This is a genomic window from Vibrio sp. N418 (assembly GCF_000222565.1).
GTDB lineage: Bacteria > Pseudomonadota > Gammaproteobacteria > Enterobacterales > Vibrionaceae > Vibrio > Vibrio scophthalmi.
Map to the genome: position 1 here is coordinate 79,692 of NZ_AFWD01000098.1, position 26,836 is coordinate 106,527.

28 protein-coding genes are annotated in these 26,836 nt (G+C 44.1%); 14 read left to right on the forward strand and 14 right to left on the reverse strand.

Translation table 11 applies throughout. The features are described 5' to 3' along the window. The first annotated feature begins 1 nt into the window (after position 1). From RH86_RS19170 to RH86_RS19195, 6 genes are all read left to right on the forward strand, one after another. Positions 2-718, forward strand: a complete 717-nt coding sequence (locus RH86_RS19170) for a MotA/TolQ/ExbB proton channel family protein (protein ID WP_009388077.1) — start codon at positions 2-4, stop codon at positions 716-718. After that, positions 718-1,152: an ExbD/TolR family protein gene (locus RH86_RS19175; RefSeq protein ID WP_009388078.1), complete on the forward strand. Its 435-nt coding sequence runs from the start codon at positions 718-720 to the stop codon at positions 1,150-1,152. The genes RH86_RS19170 and RH86_RS19175 overlap by 1 nt, the downstream gene beginning before the upstream one ends. Then, positions 1,152-2,024, forward strand: a complete 873-nt coding sequence (locus RH86_RS19180) for a hemin ABC transporter substrate-binding protein (RefSeq protein WP_009388079.1) — start codon at positions 1,152-1,154, stop codon at positions 2,022-2,024. Before RH86_RS19175 ends, RH86_RS19180 begins: the two co-directional genes overlap by 1 nt. A 24-nt stretch (positions 2,025-2,048) precedes the next feature. Further along, entirely contained in the window at positions 2,049-3,104 is a 1,056-nt protein-coding gene (locus RH86_RS19185; RefSeq protein ID WP_009388080.1) for a FecCD family ABC transporter permease, read from the forward strand. Then, complete coding sequence (locus tag RH86_RS19190; protein ID WP_009388081.1) at positions 3,104-3,937, forward strand: heme ABC transporter ATP-binding protein; 834 nt, start codon at positions 3,104-3,106, stop codon at positions 3,935-3,937. The genes RH86_RS19185 and RH86_RS19190 overlap by 1 nt, the downstream gene beginning before the upstream one ends. A 122-nt stretch (positions 3,938-4,059) precedes the next feature. After that, positions 4,060-4,248: a hypothetical protein gene (locus RH86_RS19195; protein ID WP_009388082.1), complete on the forward strand. Its 189-nt coding sequence runs from the start codon at positions 4,060-4,062 to the stop codon at positions 4,246-4,248. A gap of 71 nt (positions 4,249-4,319) precedes the next feature. Here RH86_RS19195 and RH86_RS19200 read toward each other — a convergent pair whose 3' ends face one another. The 4 genes from RH86_RS19200 to RH86_RS19215 all read right to left on the reverse strand — a co-directional run bounded on the left by RH86_RS19200 (position 4,320) and on the right by RH86_RS19215 (position 9,168). Then, the gene (locus RH86_RS19200) at positions 4,320-5,681 is read right to left on the reverse strand and encodes a TRAP transporter large permease (protein WP_005600301.1); all 1,362 of its coding nucleotides are present in this window, start codon (positions 5,679-5,681) and stop codon (positions 4,320-4,322) included. Beyond that, on the reverse strand, positions 5,682-6,362 hold the full coding sequence (locus RH86_RS19205; RefSeq protein WP_005600299.1) for a TRAP transporter small permease: 681 nt from the start codon (positions 6,360-6,362) through the stop codon (positions 5,682-5,684). Positions 6,363-6,435: 73 nt separating this feature from the next. Further along, positions 6,436-7,434, reverse strand: coding sequence for a TRAP transporter substrate-binding protein (locus RH86_RS19210; RefSeq protein WP_009388083.1), 999 nt, complete (start codon positions 7,432-7,434; stop codon positions 6,436-6,438). A gap of 264 nt (positions 7,435-7,698) precedes the next feature. Beyond that, positions 7,699-9,168 carry a protein adenylyltransferase SelO gene (locus tag RH86_RS19215; protein ID WP_009388084.1) on the reverse strand — a complete coding sequence of 490 codons (1,470 nt, stop codon included), beginning with the start codon at positions 9,166-9,168 and terminating at the stop codon, positions 7,699-7,701. Between the two features lie 454 nt (positions 9,169-9,622). Here RH86_RS19215 and RH86_RS19220 point away from each other — a divergent pair, with 454 nt between their 5' ends. After that, positions 9,623-10,384, forward strand: coding sequence for a hypothetical protein (locus tag RH86_RS19220; RefSeq protein ID WP_009388086.1), 762 nt, complete (start codon positions 9,623-9,625; stop codon positions 10,382-10,384). Between the two features lie 59 nt (positions 10,385-10,443). Here RH86_RS19220 and yghU read toward each other — a convergent pair whose 3' ends face one another. Next, positions 10,444-11,304, reverse strand: coding sequence for a glutathione-dependent disulfide-bond oxidoreductase (yghU, locus tag RH86_RS19225; RefSeq protein WP_009388087.1), 861 nt, complete (start codon positions 11,302-11,304; stop codon positions 10,444-10,446). Between the two features lie 338 nt (positions 11,305-11,642). Here yghU and yegD point away from each other — a divergent pair, with 338 nt between their 5' ends. From yegD to RH86_RS19255, 6 genes are all read left to right on the forward strand, one after another. Then, positions 11,643-12,995: a molecular chaperone gene (gene yegD / locus RH86_RS19230; RefSeq protein WP_009388088.1), complete on the forward strand. Its 1,353-nt coding sequence runs from the start codon at positions 11,643-11,645 to the stop codon at positions 12,993-12,995. A 310-nt stretch (positions 12,996-13,305) separates the two neighbouring features. Then, positions 13,306-14,145, forward strand: coding sequence for a 5-dehydro-4-deoxy-D-glucuronate isomerase (kduI, locus tag RH86_RS19235; protein WP_009388089.1), 840 nt, complete (start codon positions 13,306-13,308; stop codon positions 14,143-14,145). A 32-nt stretch (positions 14,146-14,177) separates the two neighbouring features. After that, positions 14,178-15,164 (forward strand): TRAP transporter substrate-binding protein, encoded by a 987-nt coding sequence (locus tag RH86_RS19240; protein ID WP_009388091.1) that lies wholly within the window; start codon positions 14,178-14,180, stop codon positions 15,162-15,164. A 58-nt stretch (positions 15,165-15,222) separates the two neighbouring features. Then, positions 15,223-15,735: a TRAP transporter small permease gene (locus RH86_RS19245; RefSeq protein ID WP_009388092.1), complete on the forward strand. Its 513-nt coding sequence runs from the start codon at positions 15,223-15,225 to the stop codon at positions 15,733-15,735. A gap of 12 nt (positions 15,736-15,747) precedes the next feature. Then, complete coding sequence (locus RH86_RS19250; RefSeq protein ID WP_009388093.1) at positions 15,748-17,055, forward strand: TRAP transporter large permease; 1,308 nt, start codon at positions 15,748-15,750, stop codon at positions 17,053-17,055. Positions 17,056-17,191: 136 nt separating this feature from the next. After that, a complete protein-coding gene (locus RH86_RS19255; RefSeq protein ID WP_009388094.1) occupies positions 17,192-17,959 on the forward strand; it encodes an IclR family transcriptional regulator in 768 nt (255 codons plus the stop codon). A gap of 97 nt (positions 17,960-18,056) precedes the next feature. On the opposite strand, the gene RH86_RS19260 is transcribed toward RH86_RS19255, so the two are convergent. From RH86_RS19260 to kduD, 5 genes are all read right to left on the reverse strand, one after another. After that, positions 18,057-18,527: a YhcH/YjgK/YiaL family protein gene (locus RH86_RS19260; protein ID WP_009388095.1), complete on the reverse strand. Its 471-nt coding sequence runs from the start codon at positions 18,525-18,527 to the stop codon at positions 18,057-18,059. Between the two features lie 68 nt (positions 18,528-18,595). After that, positions 18,596-19,219 (reverse strand): bifunctional 4-hydroxy-2-oxoglutarate aldolase/2-dehydro-3-deoxy-phosphogluconate aldolase, encoded by a 624-nt coding sequence (locus tag RH86_RS19265; protein ID WP_009388096.1) that lies wholly within the window; start codon positions 19,217-19,219, stop codon positions 18,596-18,598. 58 nt (positions 19,220-19,277) lie between these two features. Next, the gene (locus RH86_RS19270; protein WP_009388097.1) at positions 19,278-20,207 is read right to left on the reverse strand and encodes a sugar kinase; all 930 of its coding nucleotides are present in this window, start codon (positions 20,205-20,207) and stop codon (positions 19,278-19,280) included. Positions 20,208-20,316: 109 nt separating this feature from the next. Continuing rightward, a complete protein-coding gene (locus RH86_RS19275) occupies positions 20,317-20,850 on the reverse strand; it encodes a YgjV family protein (RefSeq protein ID WP_009388098.1) in 534 nt (177 codons plus the stop codon). A 47-nt stretch (positions 20,851-20,897) separates the two neighbouring features. Continuing rightward, entirely contained in the window at positions 20,898-21,659 is a 762-nt protein-coding gene (gene kduD, locus RH86_RS19280) for a 2-dehydro-3-deoxy-D-gluconate 5-dehydrogenase KduD (RefSeq protein WP_009388099.1), read from the reverse strand. Positions 21,660-21,938: 279 nt separating this feature from the next. Between kduD and kdgR the strand changes: the two genes are divergently transcribed. After that, positions 21,939-22,721 carry a DNA-binding transcriptional regulator KdgR gene (gene kdgR, locus RH86_RS19285; protein WP_009388100.1) on the forward strand — a complete coding sequence of 261 codons (783 nt, stop codon included), beginning with the start codon at positions 21,939-21,941 and terminating at the stop codon, positions 22,719-22,721. 75 nt (positions 22,722-22,796) lie between these two features. Here the strand turns inward: kdgR and RH86_RS19290 are convergent, their stop codons facing one another. The 4 genes from RH86_RS19290 to agaF form a co-directional block, all read right to left on the reverse strand. Continuing rightward, positions 22,797-24,284, reverse strand: coding sequence for a DUF2264 domain-containing protein (locus tag RH86_RS19290; RefSeq protein WP_009388101.1), 1,488 nt, complete (start codon positions 24,282-24,284; stop codon positions 22,797-22,799). Positions 24,285-24,386: 102 nt separating this feature from the next. Beyond that, a complete protein-coding gene (locus RH86_RS19295) occupies positions 24,387-25,028 on the reverse strand; it encodes an RpiB/LacA/LacB family sugar-phosphate isomerase (RefSeq protein ID WP_009388102.1) in 642 nt (213 codons plus the stop codon). Between the two features lie 143 nt (positions 25,029-25,171). Then, positions 25,172-26,212 carry a glycoside hydrolase family 105 protein gene (locus RH86_RS19300; RefSeq protein ID WP_009388103.1) on the reverse strand — a complete coding sequence of 347 codons (1,041 nt, stop codon included), beginning with the start codon at positions 26,210-26,212 and terminating at the stop codon, positions 25,172-25,174. A 175-nt stretch (positions 26,213-26,387) separates the two neighbouring features. Beyond that, complete coding sequence (gene agaF / locus RH86_RS19305; RefSeq protein WP_005594615.1) at positions 26,388-26,828, reverse strand: PTS galactosamine/N-acetylgalactosamine transporter subunit IIA; 441 nt, start codon at positions 26,826-26,828, stop codon at positions 26,388-26,390. Positions 26,829-26,836 lie beyond the last annotated feature (8 nt).

Below are 26,836 nucleotides of genomic sequence, written 5' to 3' on the forward strand. Positions count from 1 at the left end.
CATGATGCAAACATTGAGTCATATTCAAAGCCAACTCGGTATCATGACATGGCCACTTATCACCATGTCATTTCTCACTCTGGTTATCTTAATTGAGCGAACCTTCTACATGCTGCTCAATGGTCGAACCTACACCAAACAAATTTTGCAGCAGGTGCATAAACTCGACTTCAATAATGCGGATGAAGTGGATCGTTTTATTACGCAAAAATTAAGTGGCCGCCAGCTCGCATTCCAATCCATGCGTATGCTACTTAACCATCGTCACTTCACTAAACCTTTGCGTGAAGAGGCGGTCAGTATTTGGCTATTTAAGAAACGCCAGCAATTTCGCTCTGGTATCCGTTTGCTATCGATGATTGGTGTTATTAGCCCGCTCATCGGTTTACTTGGTACCGTGTTGGGGTTAATGGAGATGTTCAAAGGTATCACTTCAACTCAAGGGGCAATTTCTCCGGCAAATCTAGCCGATGGTCTCGGCCTTGCGATGACCACCACCGCCGCGGGTTTATTGATTGCCCTACCCGCTATTATGGGAGCGCAACTGCTCAGTATGTGGGTGGAGAAAACCTTAGCCAAAATTGAATACACGCTCAATCATAGCAATTTACATATCGAAGGTATCTCGGTAGACCCTTGTGCAGAAAGTCGCTGTGATAAACAAGAATGCGCTAAGCAAAAAATCTTTATCACGCCTACCACTGAAGAGGTGGTTTGATGATTCAATCACATTCCCAATTCAGTGATGAGGAATTTAAACCCGACTTAACCCCGATGCTCGACATCATTTTTATTGTGATGGTTTTTCTGTTACTTACTGCCAATGTTAGTGTGCAAACACTCAATGTCGACATTCCTAAAACAGAAGAAAGCAACACACTGACCCGACCTGACAAGCCGGTGATCTCTGTAGCGATTCTCTATTCAGATGACCGCTCTGAGCAGGCGAATCAGTGGGCTGTCGATGGCACAGAATTTCACGATTGGGAACAGTTTACTGCGGCGCTACTCAAAGCTCGCAATGAAACCCCCGATAAAGCGATTGTCATTGCAGCGGATAAGAAAGCCAACGTCGAATCCATGCTTAACTTACTCGCTTTTATGCAAACAAATCATATCTCCGCCACAAACATTGTTATGGAAGAACATTAATGAAAAAGCTCGCTTTTGCTTTTGGCCTATTGGTAGCCTCAAGCTCTCTAATGGCACAACAACACACCGAGTCTCAATCCGCGCAAACGAATCGCATTATTAGCGCAGGCTCTAGTATCACTGAGCTTATCGTTGCCTTAGGAGCAAAAGAGCAGTTAGTTGCACTCGACGTAACCAGTAAAAAATACAATCAGGATGAGAAGCTGCCACTGGTCGGTTATCACCGTCAACTCTCTGCCGAAGGGCTAATGGCCTTATCGCCAACTCACCTAATTGGTTCGCATGAAATGGGGCCAGATAGCACGTTAACACTGCTTAAAAATGGCGGGATTGATGTCGAAACCGTTCCATCTGGTGATACTGAGCAAGATCTCTTTAATCGCATCGATAAAATCGCCGCGATTACCGGCACACAAGACCATGCGGTAGACCTAAAAGCTTCAATTAAGTCAAAACTCGATGCGATGCAACAACGAGATGTTACAGACGCACCAAAGGTTCTGTTTGCGATGCTCAGCAAAGGACGTCCGGCAACGATTGCTGGTGATAAAACCACTATTGATGTCATCGTTCAGCTCGCTGGTGGGCAAAACCCAGCCAAAAATATGATGAGCTCATATAAACCTGTCTCACAAGAAGCAATGGTAGAAATGCAACCCGATTATCTTTTGGTCACCAAACGTGCATGGCAAGCGTTGGGCGGTAAAGAAGGTATTTTACAAGAGTTTCCATTATTAGCAGCGACCCCCGCTGGCAGCCAAGATCGTATTATTGCCGTTAATGGCAGCGCAATTATCGGTGGGCTGGGTATCGAGAGCTTGGTACTGGCTGATGACCTGTTCAATCAGTTTCACCCCAAAGAATCACAGTAACGATTCACAATGGTAGTTTCCACAATGACAGCGTCACGTCTACTTAGCGCAAAATCACTGTGTATTATCGCAGCGATTTCTCTTTACTTTGCCACGGTCGCATCCATCAGTGTTGGCCCGATGAATATTGGCTTTTTTGATAGCATTAAATCACTGCTACCTAACCTCTTTTTTTCTAGTGCCAAGGCTGATCTACCGGCTCATATCACCATGGTCGTGCAACAAGTGCGTTTACCTCGCACTTTGCTCGCGATCGCCGTTGGCGGCATTTTAGCGATTAGCGGCGCGGTAATGCAGGGTTTATTTCGCAATCCATTAGCAGATCCGGGAATTATCGGTGTCTCATCGGGTGCCGCGCTTGGAGCCGCAATCGCGATCGTTCTGTTTGGCGAACTCGCGACCCATTATCCGACTTTACTATTATTTGGTACGGTTCCCGTCTTTGCCTGCCTTGGAGGTACGGTGATTACCTTTGTCGTCTATCGCTTGGGAACTGGCGCCAATGGCACATCAGTGACCATGATGTTACTGGCAGGGGTTGCGATCGCCGCCCTAGCAGGCGCAGCCTTAGGTTTACTTAACTATTTTGCCGACGATCAAGCATTACGTGACCTGTCATTATGGACTATGGGGTCTTTAGCGGGAGCGAACCCTCGTGGTCTATGGCTGGCTTTCAGTACTCTAGCGATACTGTTCATCGTATACTACCGCGACGCAGATAAACTCAATGCGATGTTATTAGGTGAAGCCGAAGCTCGCCATATGGGCATCAATGTGCAATCACTAAAACGACGTTTAATCATTCTTGCCGCTGCTGGGGTGGGTGTCACCGTCGCGCTAGCCGGTATGATCGGCTTTATAGGGCTAATAGTGCCACATCTAGCTCGAATGCTCATTGGACCCAATTTTCGTTCTCTACTACCTGTGACCTTGCTTATGGGCGGTTTGTTACTTTTAGTCGCCGATATGCTGGCTCGCACAGTGGTTGCCCCATTAGATATGCCCGTAGGTATTGTAACCGCTTTACTGGGCGCGCCCTTTTTCATCTGGTTACTTATCAAACAAAAGGGGCGTTTATAATGTTATCTCTGTTTTCATCCGATCAAGCTACTCAAGGCCATTCGATCGACGAATATCGCGCGCAAACGACGGTCGCCATACAGAATTTATCCATCGCTTTAAGTGGCCGAACCATTCTAGATGACGTCAATCTGTCTCTCAATCGAGGTGAATTTACCGCGTTACTTGGCCCTAATGGCACTGGCAAAAGTACATTACTGAAATCACTTACCGGGGAGATTAGCGCGCGAGGTAATTTTGCATTATTCGGCCAGCCACGTGAACAATGGCGTTCTGATCAACTCGCAAAACACTTTGGTGTATTACCGCAAAGTAGTTCGTTGTCGTTTAATTTTAGCGCGCGTGAAGTCGTTGCACTGGGAGGGCTGGGGCTGTCGATGTCACGCGAGGAACTAGATGGTGTGATTGATGGTTATATGCAACAGATCGATGTTATCCATTTAGCCAACCGAGATTATCCAACATTGTCAGGCGGAGAAAAGCAGCGCATTCATCTCGCCCGAGTTCTAACGCAACTTGAACAAAGTGGTAAGAACAAGATTTTACTCCTTGATGAGCCGACCTCAGCTTTGGATATCCATCATCAACACAGCACACTCGCGCTCGCACAAAAATGGGCACAGCAAGGCGCTACCGTCGTTGCGGTATTGCATGATTTGAACTTAGCCGCCCAATACGCCGATCGTATCGTGATCTTAAATAATGGTTCTATCGTTGCTGATGATATTCCTGAAAAAGCGCTGAGTTCTACTGTCATTGAACAAGTTTATCAGCACAAGGTGTCGATCATCACTCACCCAAGCCTAGGACACCCAGTAGTGATTGCGGCTTAATAGCCTGACGATTGAGCTATGTACTTACTCCACTCGGTTTATAAACCACATTGATATCATCCAAATTTGGCAAAGTATTGAAATATCGATAATACTTAAACAAAAAGCTGGGGAGGAATACGATGGGAGAAAAAACCAAAATAAAAGTCATCGCCGACACGGTTTTGATTAATGGCATTTACCGACCTGATCAGCGTTCAGGTGAAGATAGACGTAAAAATCGCCAAGCAAAATGGCGATTTTACGAACGCAGGCAAATGGGTTGTGACCCGCGAAACGAAGGAAAAAAGCATATCGATGAGGAGGTTTAGCGCCTCCTCGCCTTTTTCCTATGAATCTATTTCATACGAATCTATTTTCTACGAAGCTATTGCCTACGAAACTATTTGGTGATTATTTCAGGCCCCATCAGCGTAGTCGGCAACCACGTTGATACCCACGGCACGTAAGTAACGATGATGAGGAAGAGGAACATCACACCAACCCATGGTAGTGCCGCCTTCACGACTTGCATCATCGACATTTTGGCAACCCCCGCCGTCACAAAGAGATTTAGGCCTACGGGGGGCGTTATCATCCCTATTTCCATATTCACCACCATCATAATACCAAGATGAATCGGGTCGATCCCTAATGCAATCGCGATTGGGAAAACCAATGGGGCGACAATAATCAACAAGCCGGACGGTTCCATAAACTGACCGCCAATCAAGAGCAATACGTTCACCACAATTAAGAAGGTGATTGGCCCTAACCCTGCCGACAACATCGACTCAGTGATCATTTGCGGAATACGTTCTTCCGTTAATACGTGCTTTAGAATCAAGGCATTGGCAATGATGAATAGCAACATAATCGTCAGCTTACCCGCATCATACAAGGTGCTTTTGGTATCCTTGTGGACAAAAGCTTGCAGCACTTTAACTAACACCGGCTTGGTGTTTTCTTTATCAGCAAACGGCCCCATATCTTGGTAGATGAAATTAGCAATCAAGAACGAATAAACCGCCGCAACCGCCGCAGCTTCTGTTGGGGTAAACACACCGCCATAAATACCACCGAGGATGATCACCACCAACAACAATCCCCAACTGGCGTCTTTGGCGGCAATAAACATCTCTTTCCAACCCACAAACGGCTGTTTAGGGAGCTTTTTGATGCGAGCCGCAATATATATCGCAATCATCAGCATCACACCCGCCAATAAGCCGGGGATCACACCACCCAAAAACATTCGTCCAACCGATACATCCGTCGCCGCCGCATACACCACCATAACAATCGACGGCGGGATCAAAATACCCAGCGTGCCTGCGTTGCAAATCACGCCCGCAGCAAATTCTTTTGAGTAACCGTTTTTAATCATCCCTGCAATAACGATACTACCGATCGCGACCACCGTCGCCGGCGATGAGCCTGACAGCGCAGCAAACATCATACAGGCCACCACCGATGCCATGGCTAAACCACCACGGAACCAACCGACCATTGCGATCGCAAAACGGATAATTCGTTTCGCCACTCCACCTGTCGACATAAAGCTAGAAGCCAATATGAAAAAGGGAATCGCCAACAAAGTGTAGTGACCCGCAAAGGCATTAAATAACGTTTGAGCAACCGACGCTAAAGACGCATCAGAATGCATCATTAAAAACAGCATGCTAGATAAGCCCAGCGAAACCGCGATCGGCACGCCAATCAGCATAAAGCCAATCACCATAATGAACAGAAATAGGATATCCATTTATTCGCTCTCCTTGCCGTTTTTATTGCTCTTGTTCTGGCTGTTCGCGAGCTCATCTCCAGCTTGCGCTAACTCGGCTTTTAACGCCTGTAAATCTTCTTCAGCTTCATGACCTGCTATCAATCGATCCGATTTATTCAAGATGATTTGCCAAGTGGCTTGCGCAAAACGCAACGTCAGTAATGCCATACCAATAGGCAACGCCATATAGGGGATAAATCGAGGCATTTTTTCATAACGCTCACCTTCATTGAGCCAATCCGCCAAAAATTGCAGCATCTCCGGCATGGGGATATCGTCCGTTTCATACCATGCTCGATCGGTCACGAATGGATACCAGTAGTTCCAAGAACCAATCAACAGTAAAACCGAGAATGTTAAACAACAGGCGGCGGCGACTAACGCATACACTTTGCGCATTTTTTCCGGCGCCAAATTGATAATCACATCAACACCGATATGAAAATGTTTTTTAACACCATAAGACGCCCCAACAAGCACCATCCATGCAAACATAAAGACGGTCAGTTCTAATGCCCAAAGAATGTTGTCATTGAAGACATATCGAAAAATAACATTGGCAAAGGTAAGCAGCGTCATCGCACCTAAAAAGAACGCAATCAAGCCCTCTTCGAGACTATCGGTGACCTTACCCACTCGAGCAAAAATCGACTGTTCCATAGTAATTCGCTTCTAAAATTTAAGATCAGACAAAAGGCCCTCGTCCCGATGTCGAGGGCCAAACCAAAACGGGTTAATTATTGTTAGAATCCAGTGCAGCTTGAATCAGTTCTGCACCAATGTCTTTCTCAAACTTGGCCCATACGGGTTGCAGGGCAACAACCCACTCTTGGCGCTGTGCAGGCGTTAAACTACGAACTTCCCCACCCGCTTCAATGATGTTGGTTTTGTTTTGCTGGTTTACTTTGCTTGATTCGGCATTACGCGCAACCGAGACTTCTTGAATTATGGTGTTGAGCTGATCGCGCTGATCCGCTGGTAAATTGTTCCAAAAATCGGTCGAGGTCACCACAAGGTAATCGAGTATGCCGTGATTGGTCTCGGTGATGCCGTCTTGAACTTCAAAGAACTTCTTACCGTAGATATTGGACCAGGTGTTCTCTTGTCCATCGATAACCTTGGTTTGTAGGCCACCATAAACTTCTTTGAAGGACATTTTTTGCGGGTTTGCGCCAAGCTGCTCAAACTGAGCCACCAGCACATCAGATGCTTGTACGCGGAATTTCAAACCTTCTGCATCGGCTGGCGAGATCAGCGGTTTATTGGCCGACATCTGCTTCATGCCATTATGCCAAAATGCCAATCCTTGCAGACCACGACGCTTCATTGCATTTTTAAGCTGGTCGCCAGACTCTGAGTTTTGAAAACGATCGACTGCTGCCACATCTTCAAACAAAAAAGGCAGATCAAAAATGCGGTACTTTTTAGTGAACTTTTCAAACTTAGACAGTGACGGCGCAGCAAGATGCACATCACCATTGAGCAGTGCCTCAAGCACTTTATTGTCATCGTACAGCGTCGAATTAGGGAAAACCTGCATACAGACTTTACCGTTCATCTCCTCGTTAACACGCTGCTCAAGTAGTGAGGCTGCAATTCCTTTAGGGTGCTTATCTGTATTAGTTACGTGACTGAACTTAATCACGGTTTCACCGGGATCACACGCTGCCATGGCATTAAAACTGGTCGTAGCAAGAACGGAAACAGACAGTAGGGTCAAAGGCTTAAACATTATTATTCTCCTTGTTAAATAAACAACCCCATCACTGGGTGTTGATAATTAACTAAGGGCAATAAGCGAGCCACTTATTATAAATATTTTAAATTACTTTAAACTCAAACATTTAGAGTATGACGCGAGATGAGGGGTATCAAAAATACCCATAACTGTTTATGAGATGGGTAGAAAACCACCCATCATGATTTCTCAATGAGTAAGATCTGCCCCAAACCAGAGGAGCAATGCACTATGACTCAATTGCTCAATCGTGCTTATCTACGAAGAACAACTTATCTCCATCCCCTTGCCCCATTCTGGTGGCAACTTTGCCAGCTCTTCCATGTGTGACTGCTCGTCAAATGGCGTCACCAATACCCTCGCTAATTGTTCCACATCAGAATAATCACCTTGTTCGGCTTTATCGATTGCCAACTGAAGCAAGTAGTTGCGCAAAACATATTTCGGGTTATTCGCACGCATCGCCTCACATCGAATCGCTGCGGTGACGATCTGTTCATCCTCATCGACCTCTAATTCACATCGTGCGAGGTAAAGATCAAGCCAAGCCTTCGCAGCATCACGATCGATAAATAAGTCAATAATTGGTTGCGATCCGTGGCGATCGATGTTCGATAGTTCACGCATAAAACGAGTGTAATCCGGCTTGTGCTGCTCAAGTAAATCAAACAGCATCACAAACAATTCACCATCTTGTTCAAGTTTATTGTGCAGACCTAATTTAGCGCGCATCTGCTGGCTATAGTATTGCTGCAATCGTGGTTCAAATTGCGCTAATGCCGCTTCTATTTGTGCTTTATCAATCAAAGGGGAAAGCGCATGACCCAGCGCTGATAGGTTCCATAGCGCAATTCGTGGCTGCTGGTTAAAAGCATAACGCCCTTGGTAATCAGAGTGATTACAAATGTAGCTGGCATCGTAATCATCTAAAAATGCAAAAGGTCCGTAGTCAAAAGTTTGGCCTAAAATCGACATATTATCGGTGTTCATCACGCCATGACAAAATCCTATCGCTTGCCATTGAGCGATCATTAACGCGGTATTATCGACCACCAGCTCAAACATCGCCGCATAAGATTGCTCCGCCTCTGCCAACTCAGGCCAATACCACTCAATCACTTTATCGGCGAGCAACTTGATCTCACTAAGTTGATTGGTATAGAAAAAGTGCTCAAAGTGACCAAAGCGGATATGACTCTCAGCCATACGCAATAACAATGCCCCTTGCTCTTGTTTCTCACGGTAAACCGGGGAATCAGAAGCCAGCATACCAAGCGCACGAGTAGTCGCAATGCCCAAACCGGCCATCGCTTCACTGCATAAATATTCGCGAATCGTCGAACGTAATACCGCTCTACCATCCCCCATGCGAGAATAGGGTGTCAGTCCTGCGCCTTTCAAATGCACATCAAATATTTTGCCTTGTTTATTTTCCAGCTCACAAAGCAATAGCCCGCGACCATCACCAAGTTCAGGGTTATAAACACCAAATTGGTGGCCAGCGTATTTCATCGCTAACGGCATAAATTGAGGATGACTAAGCTCCCCAGCAAGCTGCTGCTTTAACTCTCCGATCGGCGCCTGATCTGGGAGTCCAAATTGCGCGGCAAGAGATGCATTCCAACTCACCCAACGGGTATTTTCTAATGGTTGAGGGGAAACGGCAGTAAAGAAAGTATTAGGAAGTGAGGCAAATCGATTTGAATAACAAGGGAAGGTTTTAGACACGATGTACAATCCATTTACACATTGAGATTGTAGCAAGTTAACAGAACAAGTCGGTGGGCGCTAGGTAAATGACCATACCAAGTTAGTACCCACAAACTCTACAAGGCCTATTTAGAATAGGGTTATATAAATAAAAATACGCCAATCAAACCAGCGAAAGAAAATAAGCAAGTGCGGCTAATGACACCAAAGTTAGAAGGGTGGATCATTTCTTGTCTTTCCATATATGCGCCTCTTTTAATGTTACAGTGGAATTACAATATGATGAATTTTCAGGCATTTCACAATCGTTATCATGGTGAATTTTTTATGACAGTGGGTGGGATGCCAAAATTGAAAAACTGCGCGCATAAAAAGCCAGCGATAATCGCTGGCTAATGATGACGTTTAGTTAGCGCGACCATCAAACAAGGAACTACACTCAAAGTAACGCGAATCGTTCAAGGAATGAAACATGCGTCTATTGATTTTCCTCACTATTGGCTTGATCAGTTACCCGCTCTACGCAGACTACAGTAACCTCGCATGGTCAATCATGGACAGCCAAGGTCGGCGAGTCTATGACACTGATAACGTACTAAAAGCCGCCATAGAACAAGATCGTTTTATACCTTTACGCTTTGATAACGAGTTTAAAGATGCCGCACCTGACCTGTTTAAACAGATCGATGTCATGGGGCAGTTTGAGCTAGATGCTTTTGCTTCTAAAGCTTTAGTTAAAGGTATTCAAACCTTAGTTGAAGAGTTTGCTTGTGCGACTTATCGCCACTACGCACATAAACCAGAAGCACGAAAATGCAACGGAGAAGCACAAGATAAACGCACCAAAGAGGCAATGCCTTTTCAAGATGGGCAATTTATTAAACGCCGTCTAGAAGTCACCACCAATAGCATCCGATCGGGTTTCCCCAACCGCAGCTACGATATTTACCTTCCCAGCGTGCAACAAGCCCCACTGACCATCGTTTGGGGGGCCGTACATGAATTAGGTTCGTTTTTTGTCCATCAACGAAGTCGTAACGACACTGTTCTTACCATCTACATTGACGGCTATAAACTCAACACCGATGGCGAGCGCAGCAAACGAATTACCGCCAAACCTGAAATTGTTTTTGTGGTATTACCGAAAGCCTCAAAAATTGGTCAACAAAAAAGCCAGACCGAAGCCGCGAAGTTCGCACTTACCGATGCCGATTTTATTGTGCCGCTTTATTAGCAAATATAACAAAATAGCCCTCAAATGAGGGCTATTAAACATCGAGAGCAAACCATTGGTTATTTGGGATGCTTAGCCAGCACTTGGTCAATATCAGCCTTGCTATGACGCTCTGGTACTTGTTCCCACTCTTCGCCCCAAGCACGATTAACAATACGACCACGTTGTACCGCTTCACGTTCGGCAATTTCATTCGCCCAACGCAGCAGATTTGGATAACGCTCCACATCTAAAAACTCAGCGGCGTTATACAAATTACCCAGCACCAAGTTGCCATACCATGGCCAAGTAGCGATATCGGCAATCGAATATTCATCCCCTGCTAAATAGCGATTATCGGCTAAGTGTTTATCCAGTAGATCGAGTTGACGCTTGGCTTCCATGGTAAATCGATTGATTGGATACTCAAGTTTCTCTGGTGCGTAAGCGTAAAAATGACCAAATCCCCCTCCTAGATATGGCGCACTACCTTGTAACCAGAATAACCAGTTCATCGCGACCGTGCGCTGAGCAAGCTCTTTTGGTAGTAATTGTCCAAATTTTTCCGCGAGATATAGCAAAATATGCCCGGATTCAAAGACGTTAATCGCAGGCGTGACTGAATGATCGACCAACACTGGAATTTTTGAATTTGGGTTCGCCGCGACAAACCCTGAAGAAAACTGGTCGCCATCACTGATACGGATCAAATACGCATCATACTCTGCCTCTGTTACACCGAGAACAAGTAGCTCTTCGAGCATAATGGTGACTTTCTGACCGTTTGGCGTACCCATCGAATAAAGTTGTAGTGCATGTTCACCCACTGGCAACTCTTGCTCATGGCGAGCACCGGAAGTTGGGCGATTGATGCTAGCCCAAGTGCCGCCGGTATTGGTATCTTCTGTCCATACTTTTGCTGGGATGTATTCATTTGTCATGACTTTTCCTTTTTAAGTTATACCGCTCTACACAGACGATCTGGGTATTAAGCAATCAAAATACAACCAAATGACCCGAGTTTCTAAATATGATATCCAACCAAGTAAGAAGCAAAACATATATAGCCACCGAAGCCGCACGATAAACTGGGGTGGACAAATAGCTTATTGCTTCAGACCTGTTTCTCTGTTTTCAAGAGCGAAATTTTCCAACCGCCAAGGGAACATCATCATGACGCCGCCTAGTTGCAATTAAGAAAAATGACCTATTGCCCTTGACCCGTCTACGCATCTAAGGTTTAGTGTGCGCCCCCTTGTTTCTAGTCTCTGAGGTATACATGTCTATAGGTTTCGATTTCGGTACTGCAAACTGCAGCGTCGCTCATACTGTTGATGGCAAAATCACCCAAATCCCATTGGTCGGTGAAAATGCTTTTATCCCATCAACACTGTGTGCGCCAAACGCAGAATCGGTCTCTGAGTATCTTTTTCGCTGTTTAGACATAAAACCGAGTGATGAGACTAACGAAGCCGTCCTTCGCCGCGCGGTAAAAATCAACCGTGAAGAAGGGCTTGAAGTCCAAGCTGACGATGTAAAGTTTGGTCATCAAGCACTCGAGTTATATCTCGAAGACCCAAAAGACACCTATTTCGTTAAATCACCGAAATCATTTTTAGGCGCAATGGGACTGCGTGATATTCAGCTCTCTTTCTTCGAAGATCTGGTTTGTGCCATGATGAGCAATATCAAGCGTCGTGCTGAACATTCCATTCAAACGGATATTACTCAAACCGTCATTGGTCGACCGGTAAACTTTTTAGGCCGTGGTGGTGAAAACTCTAATATCCAAGCGGTTGATATTCTCACCCGTGCAGCCAAACGTGCCGGATTTAAAGATGTCGAATTTCAGTATGAACCCGTTGCTGCCGGGCTTGATTTTGAAGCCAGCTTAACCGAAGACAAAAATGTTCTCGTGGTCGATATCGGCGGTGGTACCACTGACTGTTCGATGATTCGTATGGGGCCAAGTTGGCACAACAAACTGGAACGGAATGACTCTTTGCTCGCCCACACAGGCCAAATGGTCGGTGGTAACGATTTGGATATTTTTATTGCCTTTAAATGCTTTATGAAAGAGTTTGGCCTTGGCAGTAAATTACTCAACGGTTTAGATTTACCCCTAATCCAATATTGGAATGCAATGGCTATTAACGACGTCCAAGCCCAGCGTAGCTTCTATGGCAGTGATAATCTAAAACCACTGCGTGAGTTTTTCAAACAAGCCGCAGAGCCAAAAAAGCTAGGCCGCCTATTGAAGCTACACCAAGAAACCTTGGGCTACGGCGTGATTAACCAAGCGGAACGAGCGAAAATAGCCTTATCTGACCATGATGATTACACCGCGCTGATTGACTTAATCTCTGAACGCGTTGAAATCATTACCCAGCGCAGCGAAATTGAAGCCGCCATAGATAATCCAATGCTGAAAATCCGTAATTTGGTGGAAGAAGCCGTCACACAGAGTGGTATCAAACCCGACGTGATTTACATGACCGGCGGCTCAGCACGTTCCACCGTACTGACTGCCGCTGTCGCGTCGGTATTACCGAATACTGAAATCATCGCTGGCAACTACTTTGGCTCAGTCACTGCAGGCCTAACCCATTGGTCTAATTTGATTTATCGCTAATTAACACAAACTAAAAAAGGAGCTTCGGCTCCTTTTTTGTTACCTACCGTAAGTAGCGCCTTTAGCACAACTCAACGCCTTTATTGGCCCTATTCTGCTTCTCACCTTCCTTCATATTTCGTTATTTCAACCACTTTTCACCGCTGCGTCAAACGACCTAAACACCGACAAACCCGCCAAGATCACAAAAACTAAACGCTGTTTCAAAAAAATAGAGAAGTTAATCACGCCTCAACTTCATTTATATATGATCACTATTGATCAAATATAAATAAGAATTAAGATTTCGACATCAATTAGGAGTATCACCATGTTTATTAATTACAACAGCAATCCTGTTGACGCGAAGTCTTACGATAGCCAGCGTTTACGCGATGAGTTTCTAACCGAAGAGTTATTTACTGCAGACCATATCAATATGATCTACAGCCATATTGATCGTGTTGTCGCGATTGGAGTTTCACCAACAAGCCGCGTTCTTAAGCTTGATGAGTACGTCGATAAAAAAGCATTCGGCACTGATTACTTTCTACAACGCCGCGAACTCGGCATCATCAATCTTGGTGGTAAAGCTGAAGTTCGCTGTAAAGGAAATCACTATCAATTGGAATACCTAGATGCATTGTATTTAGGGATGGGTGAACAAGAAATAGAATTTGAATCACTCAATGGCGATGAACCAGCGGCTTTATATTGCTTGAGTGCCCCTGCACACCATACTTATCCATCACGCATCATCTCTCAACAGGATGCCAAAAAAGTTGAACTAGGCACTTTAGAAAACGCCAACGCGCGCGTTATCAATCAATACGTACACCCTGATGTACTACCAACGTGCCAATTGTGTATGGGCATTACCCATCTACAAGTCGGCAGTGTATGGAACACCATGCCTGCTCATACCCATGAACGACGTATGGAAGTCTACCTCTACTTCAATATCAAGCCATCACAAGTGGTATTCCATTACATGGGTGAACCTAGCGAAACACGTCACATTGTCGTCCGAGATAAGCAACTCGTTCTTTCGCCAAGCTGGTCTATTCATTCTGGCTGCGGAACACAAAACTACAGCTTTATTTGGGGAATGCTTGGAGAAAACCAAACATTTGATGACATGGACTTTATCGATATGAATTCCATTCGTTAATAAAACTCTGTACCTACACTGGAGATAACAAAATGACTACTAAAACTCTAAAACTTGCCGCTATTGCTGCAGCCGTAACCAGCTCTCTAAGCTTTTCTGCTATTGCAAATGCTGCGACTGAAATTAAAGCTGCCTTTAACCAATCGGATAGCCACCCACAGTACTTGGCACTAGAAGAATTTGGTAAAAAACTTAGCGAAGAAACGGATGGTCGTTACAAATTGACGGTTTACCCGAACTCTCTATTAGGCGACCAACGCGCAGCACTTGAGCTAGTGCAAAACGGTGCTATTCAAATGGCGATGGTGGCTAACCCTCTGGTTGAAAACTACGACGAAACCTTCCGCGTCATCGGTATGCCATACATCTATAGCGGTTCTGAGCACCAAGAAAAAGTCTTCACTTCAGGTGAGCTCGATGCGCTATTTGCCTCGACCCAAAAATTTGGTTTTGAAGTACTAACCGCGTACACCGCCGGTGCTCGCAGTATGTACACTAAACAAGCACCAGTGAATAGTTTCGCTGACATGAAAGGACAGAAAATTCGCGTCATGCAATCAGACACCATGATCAAAATGCTGGATTGTATGGGCGGAACTGGCGTGCCAATGAGCCAAGGTGAAGTGTATTCTGCGGTACAACAAGGGGTTCTTGATGGCGCAGAAAACAACGAAATTACTTACGCCGATCTTAAGCAGTATGAAGTGGCTCCTTACTTCTCCGCAACACGCCACCTAATGGTGCCAGATCTTCTAGTAGTGAGCAGCTACTTCACTTCAACCATGTCTGAAGAAGACCAAGCGACACTAAGACGCCTGGCAAAAGAAAGTACACCAATTGAGTTCAACATTTGGAATCAACACATTGAAAGCGCGAAGAAATCCGCACAAGAGAAAGGAGCAATCTTTAACGAGGTTGATATCAAACCTTTCCAAAAAAGCTGTCAAACACTGCAAGAAGAACTGATCAAGACACCGGCACAGAAAGAACTGTTTAAGAAAATTGTAAACATGTCTTAAGTATGAGTAAAAACGGAGCGTGCGGTAAGCACTGCTCCGATTTTTTGGGATTTATCTTATGTCTAATAATACAAATGGTCTTTTTGACAAATTCGACACGCTCAAACTTTGGGTTGATAAAGTCATTGCTGCCGTTTTAATTTTTATTGTTGCTGCAATGACGACTCTTGTTACCTACCAAGTCGTGGCTCGCTACTTTTTTGGTAGCCCAAGTGCAACAAGTGAAGTGCTTTCTCGATACGCTTTTATCTGGTTGATTTTAATTGGTAGCGCCTACGTATTTGGTTTACGCGAGCACATGGCGATTAGCTTTGTGAAACAAAAATTCGCTGAAAAAACACAAATCTACGTTGATATGTTTATTGAGTTCTCTACCGCGGTCTTTGCTTTATTAGTGATGGTAATTGGCGGCCACAGCAGCGCTGTGCGTCAAATGTGGCAAATGGATTCTGCCTTACAGATTCCGATGGGTGTCATTTACGCCGCTATTCCAATTAGTGGTGGCCTGATCATTTTCTATTTCTTGTATCAGGAACTCAACCTGCTACGTCGTCTAAAACAATTGAAATAAGGATTCATTGAAATGGATGCAGCAACTATTGCCGCGTTAATATTGTTTAGCGGCACGCTCTTTTTCCTAGTGATTGGCGCACCGATTAGTATCAGTGTTGGGATCTCTTCTTTTGCAGCCATGCTTTCCATTCTTCCGGGTCAAGGGGCTATGGTCACGTCAGCCCAGCGCCTATTTGTTGGTCTCGACTCGTTTGCTTTACTTGCAATACCCTTTTTCATCTTAGCTGGAAATATCATGAATAATGGCGGAATCGCCATCCGGCTGATTAACTTTTCCAAGATTTTTAGTGGTTTTTTACCCGGTTCTTTGGCACAAACCACCGTTGTTTCAAACATGCTGTTTGGCTCTATCAGTGGCTCTGGCGTAGCATCAGCCGCCGCCGTTGGTGGTATTATGTCGCCAATTCAAAAGAAAGAAGGTTACGACCCTGCATTTAGTACTGCGGTAAATATTGCCTCTGCGCCAACAGGAATGCTTATTCCTCCAAGTAACACGCTTATCGTCTATGCAACAGTTGCAGGTAGTGTATCGGTAACTGCGTTATTTATGGGGGGCTATTTACCTGGCATTCTATGGGGTGTCGGTGTGATGATCGTGGCAGGTATCATGGCAAAACGCCGTGGTTACACCGTTAAACATTCAATGACTCTGGCTGAGTGTGCAAAAGTCGCAGTTGATGCGATTCCAAGCCTTTCTCTGATCGTTATCGTGATTGGCGGCATTCTTGGTGGCGTCTTTACCGCAACGGAAGCCTCGGCGATTGCGGTTGTTTATGCTTTGGCTCTCAGTTTAGGTTACCGTGCATTAGACATTCGAAAACTACCTGAAATTTTCCTCAGTACAGCAAAGATGTCCGCTATAGTCATTTTCATGCTGGCGACTTCTTCGATCATGTCATGGGTGATGGCGTTCACGCAAATCCCGGCAATGATTGCCGACTCGTTACTATCATTGACCGATAATCCAATTATTATCTTGTTGATTATTAACTTAGTCTTGTTGTTTGTTGGTACTTTTATGGATCCAACACCAGCGGTACTGATCTTCACACCGATCTTCCTACCAATCTGTATGAACCTGGGTATGGACCCCGTGCAATTTGGTATTATTTTAGTATTTAACTTATCATTGGGCACAATAACACCACCTGTTGGCCCAATATTGTTTACAGGTTGTAAGGTCAGTGGAATTAGTATTGATGACGTCATTAAAACGCTACTGCCGTTTTTCTTCGTGATTTTTGTTGTGCTAATGTTGGTAACTTTTATACCCGCAATATCAATGACCATTCCCGAAATGATGGGGCTAATTCAATAATTGATTAGATAAATCATTTAGGCAAAGCTCCACTTGTGTGGGGCTTTGCTGTTACTGGCTGAAATTTTATAACTAAGGCGCAGGCACACCAGCAACCTTTAGTTCAACGTCAATTTAAAGCGACATAATAGATAAAATGACCAACGAAAAGAAAATAGAGTACCGCGCTCCGGCTCTAGAGAAAGGATTAGAAATTCTCGAGTTGTTAGCCAATGAAGAAGACCCCCTAAGCAAAAAGCAGATCGCTGAAAAACTCGATCGCAGCATTAATGAGATCTTTCGCATGCTCTCGGTTTTAGTCGATAAGCAATATATTGAATTCGACCCTGAAACCTCGAGCTATTCGCTAACACTGAAGATGTTTGCGCTTTCCAACCAGCACCCTCCGATTGCTCAGTTGCTTAAACGTGCTCAGCCACTCATGGACGAACTAAGCCTCAAGCTCAACCAGTCAAGCCACTTAAGTCGTTATGAAAATGGAGAGTTGATTGTTATCGCCCGTTCAGAAAGCCCTTATAAAATGGGTTTTGCATTACGTCTTGGCGCTTCATTAGATATTTGCGGTTCAGGCTCTGGCGTGGCATTGCTCAGCTACAGTAGTGAAGAAAAAAGACAATCCATTCTGCAAAAATCTAATGCCACAGCCGATGAGATTAACAACACCTTGCAACATATCGAAGAAACAATAAGCAAAGGGTATTTCTCAGGGCCAAGCCCACAAATTTCCGGAGTAACCAATATCAGCGTCGCAATTATTGGCGTACAGGGGGATGTATTAGCGGTACTCACCATTCCATATATGACACTCAATTCCGACACAGTCCATCATCATATTGAAGATCTCGAACACGCGCGTATCGAGCTATTAAATGTAGCGAAAAAACTAAATCAGAACTTAATTTAGTCGTGCACAATTTTGAAATTATTCATGATAGTGATAAAAAAGGCTGAATCGCTACTCAGATTCAGCCTTTTTAGTAATCAAAAGCAGTGCACAAAAATCAGTGCGCTGTTAGCAAATGATGCGGGATCTTAATGATAGCTTTACGTACGGCTTGAGGTTGGTTAACCGCACAAAGTGGACGATGGATTTGATTAGGGAAAAACACCACAAAATCATTAGCATGAAGATCAACGAAGTTCTCTTGCTCCACCTCATCAATTAGCAACAAATCATTCTCCAACTCGACCAACGCCGAAGGTTCTGCCGCTAAACGATTTGAGTAACCAAAACACTCTTCGCCCTGTAGTACAATTTGCACATCGACGTATTTTTTATGGATCTCAGCCATCCGCTGCTCACGTGGTTCAGTTTGTGCCGAGACTAAAATAACAAACGTTTCATCGTCACTTAACGGGTATTTACCATCTGCGTTTTCATTCACTAAGGCTATTGCTTCAGCAATAATAGAATGCAATTTGTTCGAAGCGTAAGGAATTAAGTCTAACTGTTCAACATTTCCAAATAACATATCATTTTCCTTATTCACTCCCTGTGTCATCAGGGAAAAATCAGAACCTATGTTCTAACTAATACTTACTAGCGAATGATATTGGCCACTTCGGCCACTAGCGCTGCTAGCTCATCCCATTGCTCATTTTCAATCAAATCATTGGGTACCATCCAAGTTCCGCCACATGCCAATACGGAAGGGATCGCAAGGTACTCTTTAACATTTGAAGGGCTCACACCACCCGTTGGCATGAATTTAACAGGGTAAACCGCAGATAAAGCTTTGAGCATGCCCGTGCCGCCAGAAGGCTCTGCAGGGAAAAACTTCAATGTGGTGAGTCCCATTTCCATCGCTTGCTCAACTAAGCTTGGGTTATTGACGCCCGGTACGATAGCCACGCCCCGTTGCTGACAATATTTTACGGTGGTTGGGTTAAACCCAGGACTAACAATAAAATCAACACCTGCTTCTATTGCTTGATCGACTTGCTCGCTAGTTAATACCGTACCAGCACCAATAAGCATTTCAGGGTAAGCTTCACGCATATTTTTAATCGCTTGCACCGCTTGTTCGGTACGGAAGGTCACTTCCGCACACGGCAATCCATTTTCAATCAAAACTTGTGCGAGTTTGGCCGCTTTTGAGGCATCTTTAATCGCGATGACTGGGACAACTTGTATTTCGGTTAATTGTTGATTAAGCGTTTTCATCTTTATTTCCATAACATGAGTAATTTAAATAAGGGTAGAGAATGCAATTCGCCACCCACTAAATCATCGGCATTAAGTCTGGAGAAATAATTGCTCCACGATGCTGGATAACCGTTCCCGCTAGGGTATGCCCAGCCTTTGCAGATTCTTGCATATCACCACCCAAAATACGTTTCGCAAGATAACCCGCACTGAATGAATCACCGGCGGCGGTCGTATCAATAATGTTTGTCACCGGGATTGGTGCAATCGAATCAATACCCTGTTTAGATATAACCAAACACGCCTCGGCCCCACGCTTAATCACAATTTCTTGCACACCTAATGCTTGAGTGCGCTCAATCGCTTGTTGCTCTAGGTCATCACCATAGAGTGCTTGTTCATCGTCAAACGTGAGGAAAGCGATATCCGTCAGGGCTAATACCTGCTTATAGGCTTGTATTGCTTCTTCTTTATTATTCCAAAGTGTTGGTCGATAGTTATTATCGAAGGCAATGCTTACACCTTTAGCCCGAGCGTTCCTCAGCAATTCAATCAAGGATCGGCGACAATCCTCAGGTAAAATCGCCAAGCTAATACCACTTAGATAGATCATCTGTTGCTGACACAACGCCTCGCTTAGCTCGGTCATGGTATGTTCACGTAACCAGTACTTAGCGGCAGAGTCATTACGCCAATAAAAAAAACTACGCTCGCCATCTTCTGCTGTTTCAATTGCGTACATTCCCGGCAATTTGTTTTCTGAAATAAACACCATATCGGTATTCAATGATTCATGATGCCAAGACGCCAACATCTCTTTACTGAATGGGTCGTGGCCTAAGCCAGTCACATACGACGTTGTTACACCTCGCTGTTGTGTTAAACGAGAAAGATAAACGGCTGTGTTGAGTGTATCGCCGCCAAACCCTTGTTCGAGAACACCGTTATTTTTTTTCAACTCGACCATACACTCGCCAATGATAGCGACTCGTTTAATATGCTTCATACAACCCCTATAGCATTTGGTACTACCAAGAAAAAAGCCAGCTCAAAGGCCAGCTTGAATTTTCCCGATAAATCTAAAATTTGCGTTTATATTACTGACTAATGCAGGCTTATTGATTAGTGGCCACTAACTGCTTTTTATCTTTTAGTAAGCGCATTATCGTCACGACATTGATACTGATAACACTCACCTCTAATAACGTACCTCCTATCGACCCAATCAGAATATTGTTAATCAGCCAACATGTTGCTCCGGCAAGAAACGCTAAGCGCATCACGATGCCTTGCAGCATGAACACCGAATAAGTACCAATAACTGTGCCCAAAATTGGCCAGAGATCCCATATAGAATCGGCAAGAGAAAAACCTAAACTCATGCTGACCGTAATGAACCCCAACGCGACCCAAGCGGAAGAAATGTAAATCGCTGTAGCAGTGCGTAATGCCGACAATAGTGCGCTAAGTGCCGATACAGCCGAGCCCATCAACAGATAGTGAATAAGATGGTTAAGGTTTAATATCAGCATAACGATCTTTAATCGACGGTCGTTTTTTTGATAGAACGTCGATAAACCTAAGGCAAAACTAATCAAGCCAAAAGTTTGAGCCAATAATGATTGGTCACTTATAAAATCGACAATCATCACTAACGCCTTTTCTATTCATTGCCTTTAGCGGTCACTTTAAATCGTTAGCGAGATAACCAGCCGCCATCCACGGCAATGGTATAGCCATTGATGTAATCAGACGCATTTGATGCCAAGAACACACAAGGACCTGCCAAGTCAGCAGGCTTACCCCAGCGACCTGCTGGGATGCGATCGAGAATCTCTTTGTTACGCGATTCATCAGCACGTAAAGCCGCGGTGTTGTTGGTTGCCATGTAACCCGGGGCAATCGCATTAACGTTGATATTGTGTTTCGCCCACTCGTTTGCCATGAGACGAGTCACGCCCATCACACCACTCTTAGACGTGGTGTAAGAAGGTACACGGATACCGCCTTGGAAAGACAACATTGATGCGATATTAATAATTTTGCCGCCTTCACCTTGAGCAATAAATTGTTTTGCGACAGCTTGAGATAGGAAAAAGACAGACTTGACGTTGATATTCATGACGTCATCCCAATCTTGTTCTGAAAAATCAATCGCATCGTTGCGGCGGATGATACCTGCGTTATTCACTAGTACGTCGATACGGCCTAGTTCTGTCACCGCACGGTCAACGATGGCTGGAATATCATCAAGCTTCATCAAGTTCGCGCGAACGTCAATAAACTTGCGGCCAGTCTGCTCAATCATTTGGATTGTTTCAGTTGGTTCAACAATGTTAACCCCAACAATGTCACAACCTGCATTTGCTAAACCCAATGCCATACCTTGGCCTAAACCTGTATCACAACCCGTTACGATGGCGACTTTGCCTTGTAAATTAAATGAATCCAAAATCATGTTATTTCCTTAAATGCTGTGCAATATTCTGGCTCTTTTCTGAGCGCCTGTTCACTGTATGCAAGCAAAATAACAATACATCAAAATGCTGTATAGTTATTTTTGAAATGGCGTTTCAAAAATAACTATCGCCATCACAATTTTGCACCAAAAAGTAAAACGACGTTTCAATTAAATGAAATGGCTTTTTAAAAAACTAGCCGAAGCAAACACGCTCTGTATAATGAGCGCTATTCTGCATGAGCAAGAACATGCACAGGTATATGCAAAGGTAGGAAAATGGAAAAGACAACTCAGCCTGAAGCCGTCTCTTCGGTAATGAAGGTATTTAGTATTCTTCAGGCGTTAGGCGAACAAAAAGACATTGGTGTCTCTGAGCTTTCTCAGCGCTTAATGATGTCTAAAGCGACAACCTATCGCTTCTTACAAACCATGAAAATGTTGGGTTACGTTTCCCAAGAGGAAGAAGCCGATAAATATGGCCTCACCTTGAAACTGTTTGAATTGGGTGCAAAATCGCTTGAGTATGTCGATCTTATCGCCTTAGCCGACAAAGAGATGCGCTACATCTCTGAGCAAACCAATGAAGCGCTCCACCTTGGTGCATTGGATGACGACGCGATTATCTACATCCATAAAATCGATTCTGGCTACAACCTCAGTATGCAATCACGCATTGGTCGCCGCAATCCACTGTATAGTACTGCGATTGGTAAAGTTTTATTGGCTGAACGTGACGTAGAGTTCGTCGAGCGAACGCTTGCCGATGTAACGTTTGTAAAACACACCGAAAAAACCTTACAAAATACTGCGCAATTACTGACAGAACTTGAGTTAGTCCGCCAGCAGCATTACGCCGAAGACAACGAAGAACAAGAGCCTGGGTTACGCTGCATCGCCGCACCGATTTATGATCGCTTTGGTCAGGTCATCGCAGGGCTTTCGATCTCATTCCCGACCATTCGTTTTGATCAAAAGCGACTCTCTTACTATGTTGAATTGCTGCAAACCGCAGGTCACAACATATCAAGACAGTTAGGCTATGATGTGAACAATCAATAAACGTCATAAACATGAGGGGAAGACTCAATCGTATCTGCCGTTCCCCTCAAACATGCTGCTAGAGAACCCCTGCAGCTAGAGAAACAATGATAGCTTCGAGCTATAACAAGTTACTCCTTTTCGCAGCAAATTGTTTTTCGGCCTTTCAGCCCGCCCGGAAATTCGCTCTTTCAGTGCATTAAACAAAGACTGGGATTCCAACCTCCGATTTAATGGTGAAGGTTGTGGTAAATGTTCTTCTCTGAACAAAACCGTTACCTCCTGAGTTTCTTTGATGCCAACAACCAGCATGTCTGGGCCATTTAAAGAAAACATAAAGCTCTCCTTTTCAATTTCCAACGGCATTTCTTTTGCATCCCACAAGCCGACTTTATCACCACAATAAATCGCGATATTTAATGCCCGGAGTGACCAAAAACTGCTTGCTGGGCCACTGTAATTATCTGTCAATCGGACGTCATCACCGAAAAGACCTTGAGTGGGACGACCTTTTTCCAGCGCACCGTTGGTGATAAAGAAATCCAAATTGGTTCTAAACGCTCGTTTAAACTGGCCCAAATAATCCTCCGGTATTGACCCATGGCAAGCATCTAATGTGGCGATTAACGGTGCCGTGGCAGCGAGACGATAGCAAGCACTGCGACCAAACATAGGAAAACCCTGCGCGGTAAATAGGTAACGAGCATTATCACTAAACAAGCGTAAACCAGTGCGAATGAAATTCGGGTCAAACGCAGGATCGATTTGGTCAAGCCAATAAAGTGAATAATGAAAGCCCCATGCGTTATAGTAATCATAGTTCCCTTTAGCACCATCTCTAAACCAACCATCACCCACATAAAATTCCTTAACACGGGCATAGCGTTGATGATCAATCTGATCATTGCCCGTTAGGGACTTCAAAACCAATTGAACCGTTAAAGGAAATAAGTGCCAGTTATTATCAACTGTTTTGGCTTGATTAAGTTGTTCAAACCATACAACAACTTGCTGCTGTTGCTCCGAAGAAAAATGGTCCCAAACAAATGGTTTGCTCAACCATAATGCCAACGCCAGATCCGCACTTTCGCAAATTCTCTGATCATAGTTTTCAATTGCGCCCCAATATCCTACATGCTTTGGATCTGTGCCGGCGACGAAGGCTTGTCGCATCCAATCCGCGATATCAAGAGGCTGATGATCCAGTGAATACAAACCAGCCTTGTTGCTTTTGTTTGAATGTAACCAAGCAGCAAGGGTTGGTAGTACGCGGCTACACCCTTCCATAGCATCTAATCTTGCCGTTTGTTGACTACAATACCCGGGATAATAAGCGTGGCTATAATCCCATACGGCATAATGCTGGAAAGCCTCTGCAACATAACTTACCAGTGAATCACATTGATGTTTCAGCTCCCCTGGCTGAGCAAAAATAGACTGGATCTCGCTGTCGCGTTGAGTGAAGTTTGAATTTTTATACTTAAGCCGAATTAGATTTTGCTTAAACAATTGTAAGCGCATTGATAGATCAGGATGCTCACACGGTATATGTGGCCGATCTGATGATGGAATATACTTTGCCATTTTCCCTCCTGACTAGCGAAATAAATCCGTGATAGCCCTCAGCATTGAAAAAAAAGACCAATCAAATGATTGGTCTTTCGCTACAACATTTCTAAGCCACGACTAGTTCAAAATTGTACGTACGTAATCGGCAATTTCGCCCACTTGACCATTTTCAAACAGACATTGTTGGAAGCGCTTACCCGCACAAGCAGTGCGAACAAGTTCAACATCAATCGCTTTTAGACCTTCAAGATAGTCTTTTGCTACTGCTTGTTTTACATCATTCAAAATCGCCGCATTTTGCTGTTGAGGTAGAGCACGCTCAACTGGGTACCCTTGTCCAGCTTCACAACCAGACATCAGTACTTTTTCAAAAATACCGCGAACATTTAGCTCGGCTGCCCAACCAAAGTTTTTAGCAAAAGCCAATGATAACGCATTGCCATTATTAATCTGCGTGAATAAGAAAGCATCTGACGGCTCTAATGCGTAACCACACACGACATTGGCATGAGCATTACAAGACATCAAAGCACCTTGACCAGTGCCACAGCCTGTGAAAACAAAATCAACCGCTTTTGCCGCTAACAGAATCGACGCTTGAATACCCAGATGAATATAAGTGAGATGGTGATCTTCAGCATCACACATACCAACGTTAAAAACCTCATCACCACTTTGCGCAGTAACAAATTCTAGTTCTTTTAGGATAATTTCATTTTTAGCCGCTTGGCTATTTTCCATTGTTAAAGCAATTTTCATTTCGAATCTCTTCTTTGATGACACAGAACAAAATGCCTGCGTTTATATATCCCAACATCGATACAGTTTTATTTATTAGAAATATAGTCATTGAGCCAACTGACTTTGTTAGGAGAATAACCTTAGATACTTAATACAATATGCTAACTTGTCAGAGCTAGAACTGCGGTAGCTGCAAGTAAAAATGCGCCAGCGCCGTAATCAATATTGTGTTCAAATTCCACATCACGTGGATTAAATGCGGGTAATTGAACCCAACCAATCATGCCATCTTCATGAATGCACTCTTCCAGTGCAGACCATGCTTTATTGACAACGGGTAAGTACGTATCACGATCAAGGTAACCTTGTTCAATACCCCAAGCCAGACCATAACAAAACAGAGAAGTAGCACTGCTTTCTTTGGCTGGGTAGCTCTCTGGATCCAACAAACTGGTGCGCCAAAATCCATCTACTTGCTGGTACTTGATCACTTCTTGTGCAAGCGCACAGTACATTTGAATGTATCGAGGACGAGCAGGGAAATCTTCTGGCATGTGTGCAAGAATGCGAGGAACAGCGGCCAGTACCCAACCAATACCACGACTCCAAAATACCTTCTCGCCATTCGCTTCTCTAAACTCGGTTCCTTCAGCATTAGGGATGTAGCGTTTATCACGGTAATAAAGATTTGTTTCAGGATCGAATAGATTGTCGACTGCATCCCACCAAGCCTTATCCATGTAGTTCAGGTACTTGTCGTCACCCGTTACAACGCTCATACCCGCAAAAACCGGAGGAGCCATAAATAACGAATCACACCACCACCAATCTTCACGACCGGGCTTAGGTTCATTCACCATAAGGTCTAACGCTTTAGTGGCATATTCAATCGATTCTGGAATATCAAATAAAGGATATAGAGGTAGATACGCTTGCATGCACACATGGTCATCAGCAAAGCGAGGTAATGGCCCTGGTCGGAATCCTGTATGTAGAGAAAAATCTAAAAGACCTTCTAAGTATTCGTGGTCATTAGTTGCCTGCCAAGCATCCGCAACGGAAAGCCAAAATACACCTCGCTCCCAATCCGTTGCTTTCAAAAAGCGTTTTTTACCCGTACTACGAGTAACGTATCGAGTTCTGTTGTCACGCTGCCAACAATACACTCGCTTCATTTGTTCTAATATTGGATTACGATTCATTATGTAACCTTATTTAATCTATTTTTCTACTAATTTAATATTAATTAAATCGGCATCACTTTTATTAAACAGCAAAAAAAAGGCACTACTATCCTGACTAAACAAATCCAACTCAGGGGGGAGAATTGAATTAAACTCAGTAGTGCCTATATTTAAGTTAGGAGCTTATTTGATTTTACAATTCGTCTTCGAATGAATCTGAATTATTATTCTCTAATTGAGCAAGTTCTTTCTTCATATCTTTCATAGACTGAGAACCAATCTCGCAAACGATATCCGTTAGTTCGTCAAGAGAGACACCATCACGTTCGAAGCATGCATTAGTGATCATTGGTAAGTTACAACCAGCAACCACTTGGACATCATCACGGTTTAGCATAATGGCGACACCACGATTACATGGTGAACCACCAGGAACGTCTGTAAGAATTAAAACTCCTGAACCATCATTCATTTTTTCAATCGAAGAGATCATTTGCTCTTCTAACTGTTCTGTTGTCATTGTAGGAACAAAATCAATAAACTCTAATGACGCTTGCTCACCGACAATGGCTTCGACCGCAGATTGCATACCCGTTGCGAAGTGAATATGGCCGGAAACAATAATACCTATCATAATAAGCC

Excerpts from the sequence above, each read along its gene's own strand:
- RH86_RS19240 (WP_009388091.1), top strand. The coding sequence starts at position 14,178 with ATGACTACTAAAACTCTAAAACTTGCCGCTATTGCTGCAGCCGTAACC.
- RH86_RS19270 (WP_009388097.1), bottom strand. The coding sequence starts at position 20,207 with ATGAAGCATATTAAACGAGTCGCTATCATTGGCGAGTGTATGGTCGAG.
- RH86_RS19175 (WP_009388078.1), top strand. The coding sequence starts at position 718 with ATGATTCAATCACATTCCCAATTCAGTGATGAGGAATTTAAACCCGAC.
- RH86_RS19275 (WP_009388098.1), bottom strand. The coding sequence starts at position 20,850 with ATGATTGTCGATTTTATAAGTGACCAATCATTATTGGCTCAAACTTTT.
- yghU (WP_009388087.1), bottom strand. The coding sequence starts at position 11,304 with ATGACAAATGAATACATCCCAGCAAAAGTATGGACAGAAGATACCAAT.
- RH86_RS19170 (WP_009388077.1), top strand. The coding sequence starts at position 2 with ATGATGCAAACATTGAGTCATATTCAAAGCCAACTCGGTATCATGACA.
- kduD (WP_009388099.1), bottom strand. The coding sequence starts at position 21,659 with ATGATTTTGGATTCATTTAATTTACAAGGCAAAGTCGCCATCGTAACG.
- kduI (WP_009388089.1), top strand. The coding sequence starts at position 13,306 with ATGTTTATTAATTACAACAGCAATCCTGTTGACGCGAAGTCTTACGAT.
- RH86_RS19265 (WP_009388096.1), bottom strand. The coding sequence starts at position 19,219 with ATGAAAACGCTTAATCAACAATTAACCGAAATACAAGTTGTCCCAGTC.
- RH86_RS19205 (WP_005600299.1), bottom strand. The coding sequence starts at position 6,362 with ATGGAACAGTCGATTTTTGCTCGAGTGGGTAAGGTCACCGATAGTCTC.
- RH86_RS19220 (WP_009388086.1), top strand. The coding sequence starts at position 9,623 with ATGCGTCTATTGATTTTCCTCACTATTGGCTTGATCAGTTACCCGCTC.
- RH86_RS19200 (WP_005600301.1), bottom strand. The coding sequence starts at position 5,681 with ATGGATATCCTATTTCTGTTCATTATGGTGATTGGCTTTATGCTGATT.
- RH86_RS19255 (WP_009388094.1), top strand. The coding sequence starts at position 17,192 with ATGACCAACGAAAAGAAAATAGAGTACCGCGCTCCGGCTCTAGAGAAA.
- agaF (WP_005594615.1), bottom strand. The coding sequence starts at position 26,828 with ATGATAGGTATTATTGTTTCCGGCCATATTCACTTCGCAACGGGTATG.
- RH86_RS19195 (WP_009388082.1), top strand. The coding sequence starts at position 4,060 with ATGGGAGAAAAAACCAAAATAAAAGTCATCGCCGACACGGTTTTGATT.
- RH86_RS19250 (WP_009388093.1), top strand. The coding sequence starts at position 15,748 with ATGGATGCAGCAACTATTGCCGCGTTAATATTGTTTAGCGGCACGCTC.
- yegD (WP_009388088.1), top strand. The coding sequence starts at position 11,643 with ATGTCTATAGGTTTCGATTTCGGTACTGCAAACTGCAGCGTCGCTCAT.
- RH86_RS19260 (WP_009388095.1), bottom strand. The coding sequence starts at position 18,527 with ATGTTATTTGGAAATGTTGAACAGTTAGACTTAATTCCTTACGCTTCG.
- kdgR (WP_009388100.1), top strand. The coding sequence starts at position 21,939 with ATGGAAAAGACAACTCAGCCTGAAGCCGTCTCTTCGGTAATGAAGGTA.
- RH86_RS19180 (WP_009388079.1), top strand. The coding sequence starts at position 1,152 with ATGAAAAAGCTCGCTTTTGCTTTTGGCCTATTGGTAGCCTCAAGCTCT.
- RH86_RS19295 (WP_009388102.1), bottom strand. The coding sequence starts at position 25,028 with ATGAAAATTGCTTTAACAATGGAAAATAGCCAAGCGGCTAAAAATGAA.
- RH86_RS19210 (WP_009388083.1), bottom strand. The coding sequence starts at position 7,434 with ATGTTTAAGCCTTTGACCCTACTGTCTGTTTCCGTTCTTGCTACGACC.
- RH86_RS19185 (WP_009388080.1), top strand. The coding sequence starts at position 2,049 with ATGACAGCGTCACGTCTACTTAGCGCAAAATCACTGTGTATTATCGCA.
- RH86_RS19190 (WP_009388081.1), top strand. The coding sequence starts at position 3,104 with ATGTTATCTCTGTTTTCATCCGATCAAGCTACTCAAGGCCATTCGATC.
- RH86_RS19300 (WP_009388103.1), bottom strand. The coding sequence starts at position 26,212 with ATGAATCGTAATCCAATATTAGAACAAATGAAGCGAGTGTATTGTTGG.
- RH86_RS19245 (WP_009388092.1), top strand. The coding sequence starts at position 15,223 with ATGTCTAATAATACAAATGGTCTTTTTGACAAATTCGACACGCTCAAA.
- RH86_RS19290 (WP_009388101.1), bottom strand. The coding sequence starts at position 24,284 with ATGGCAAAGTATATTCCATCATCAGATCGGCCACATATACCGTGTGAG.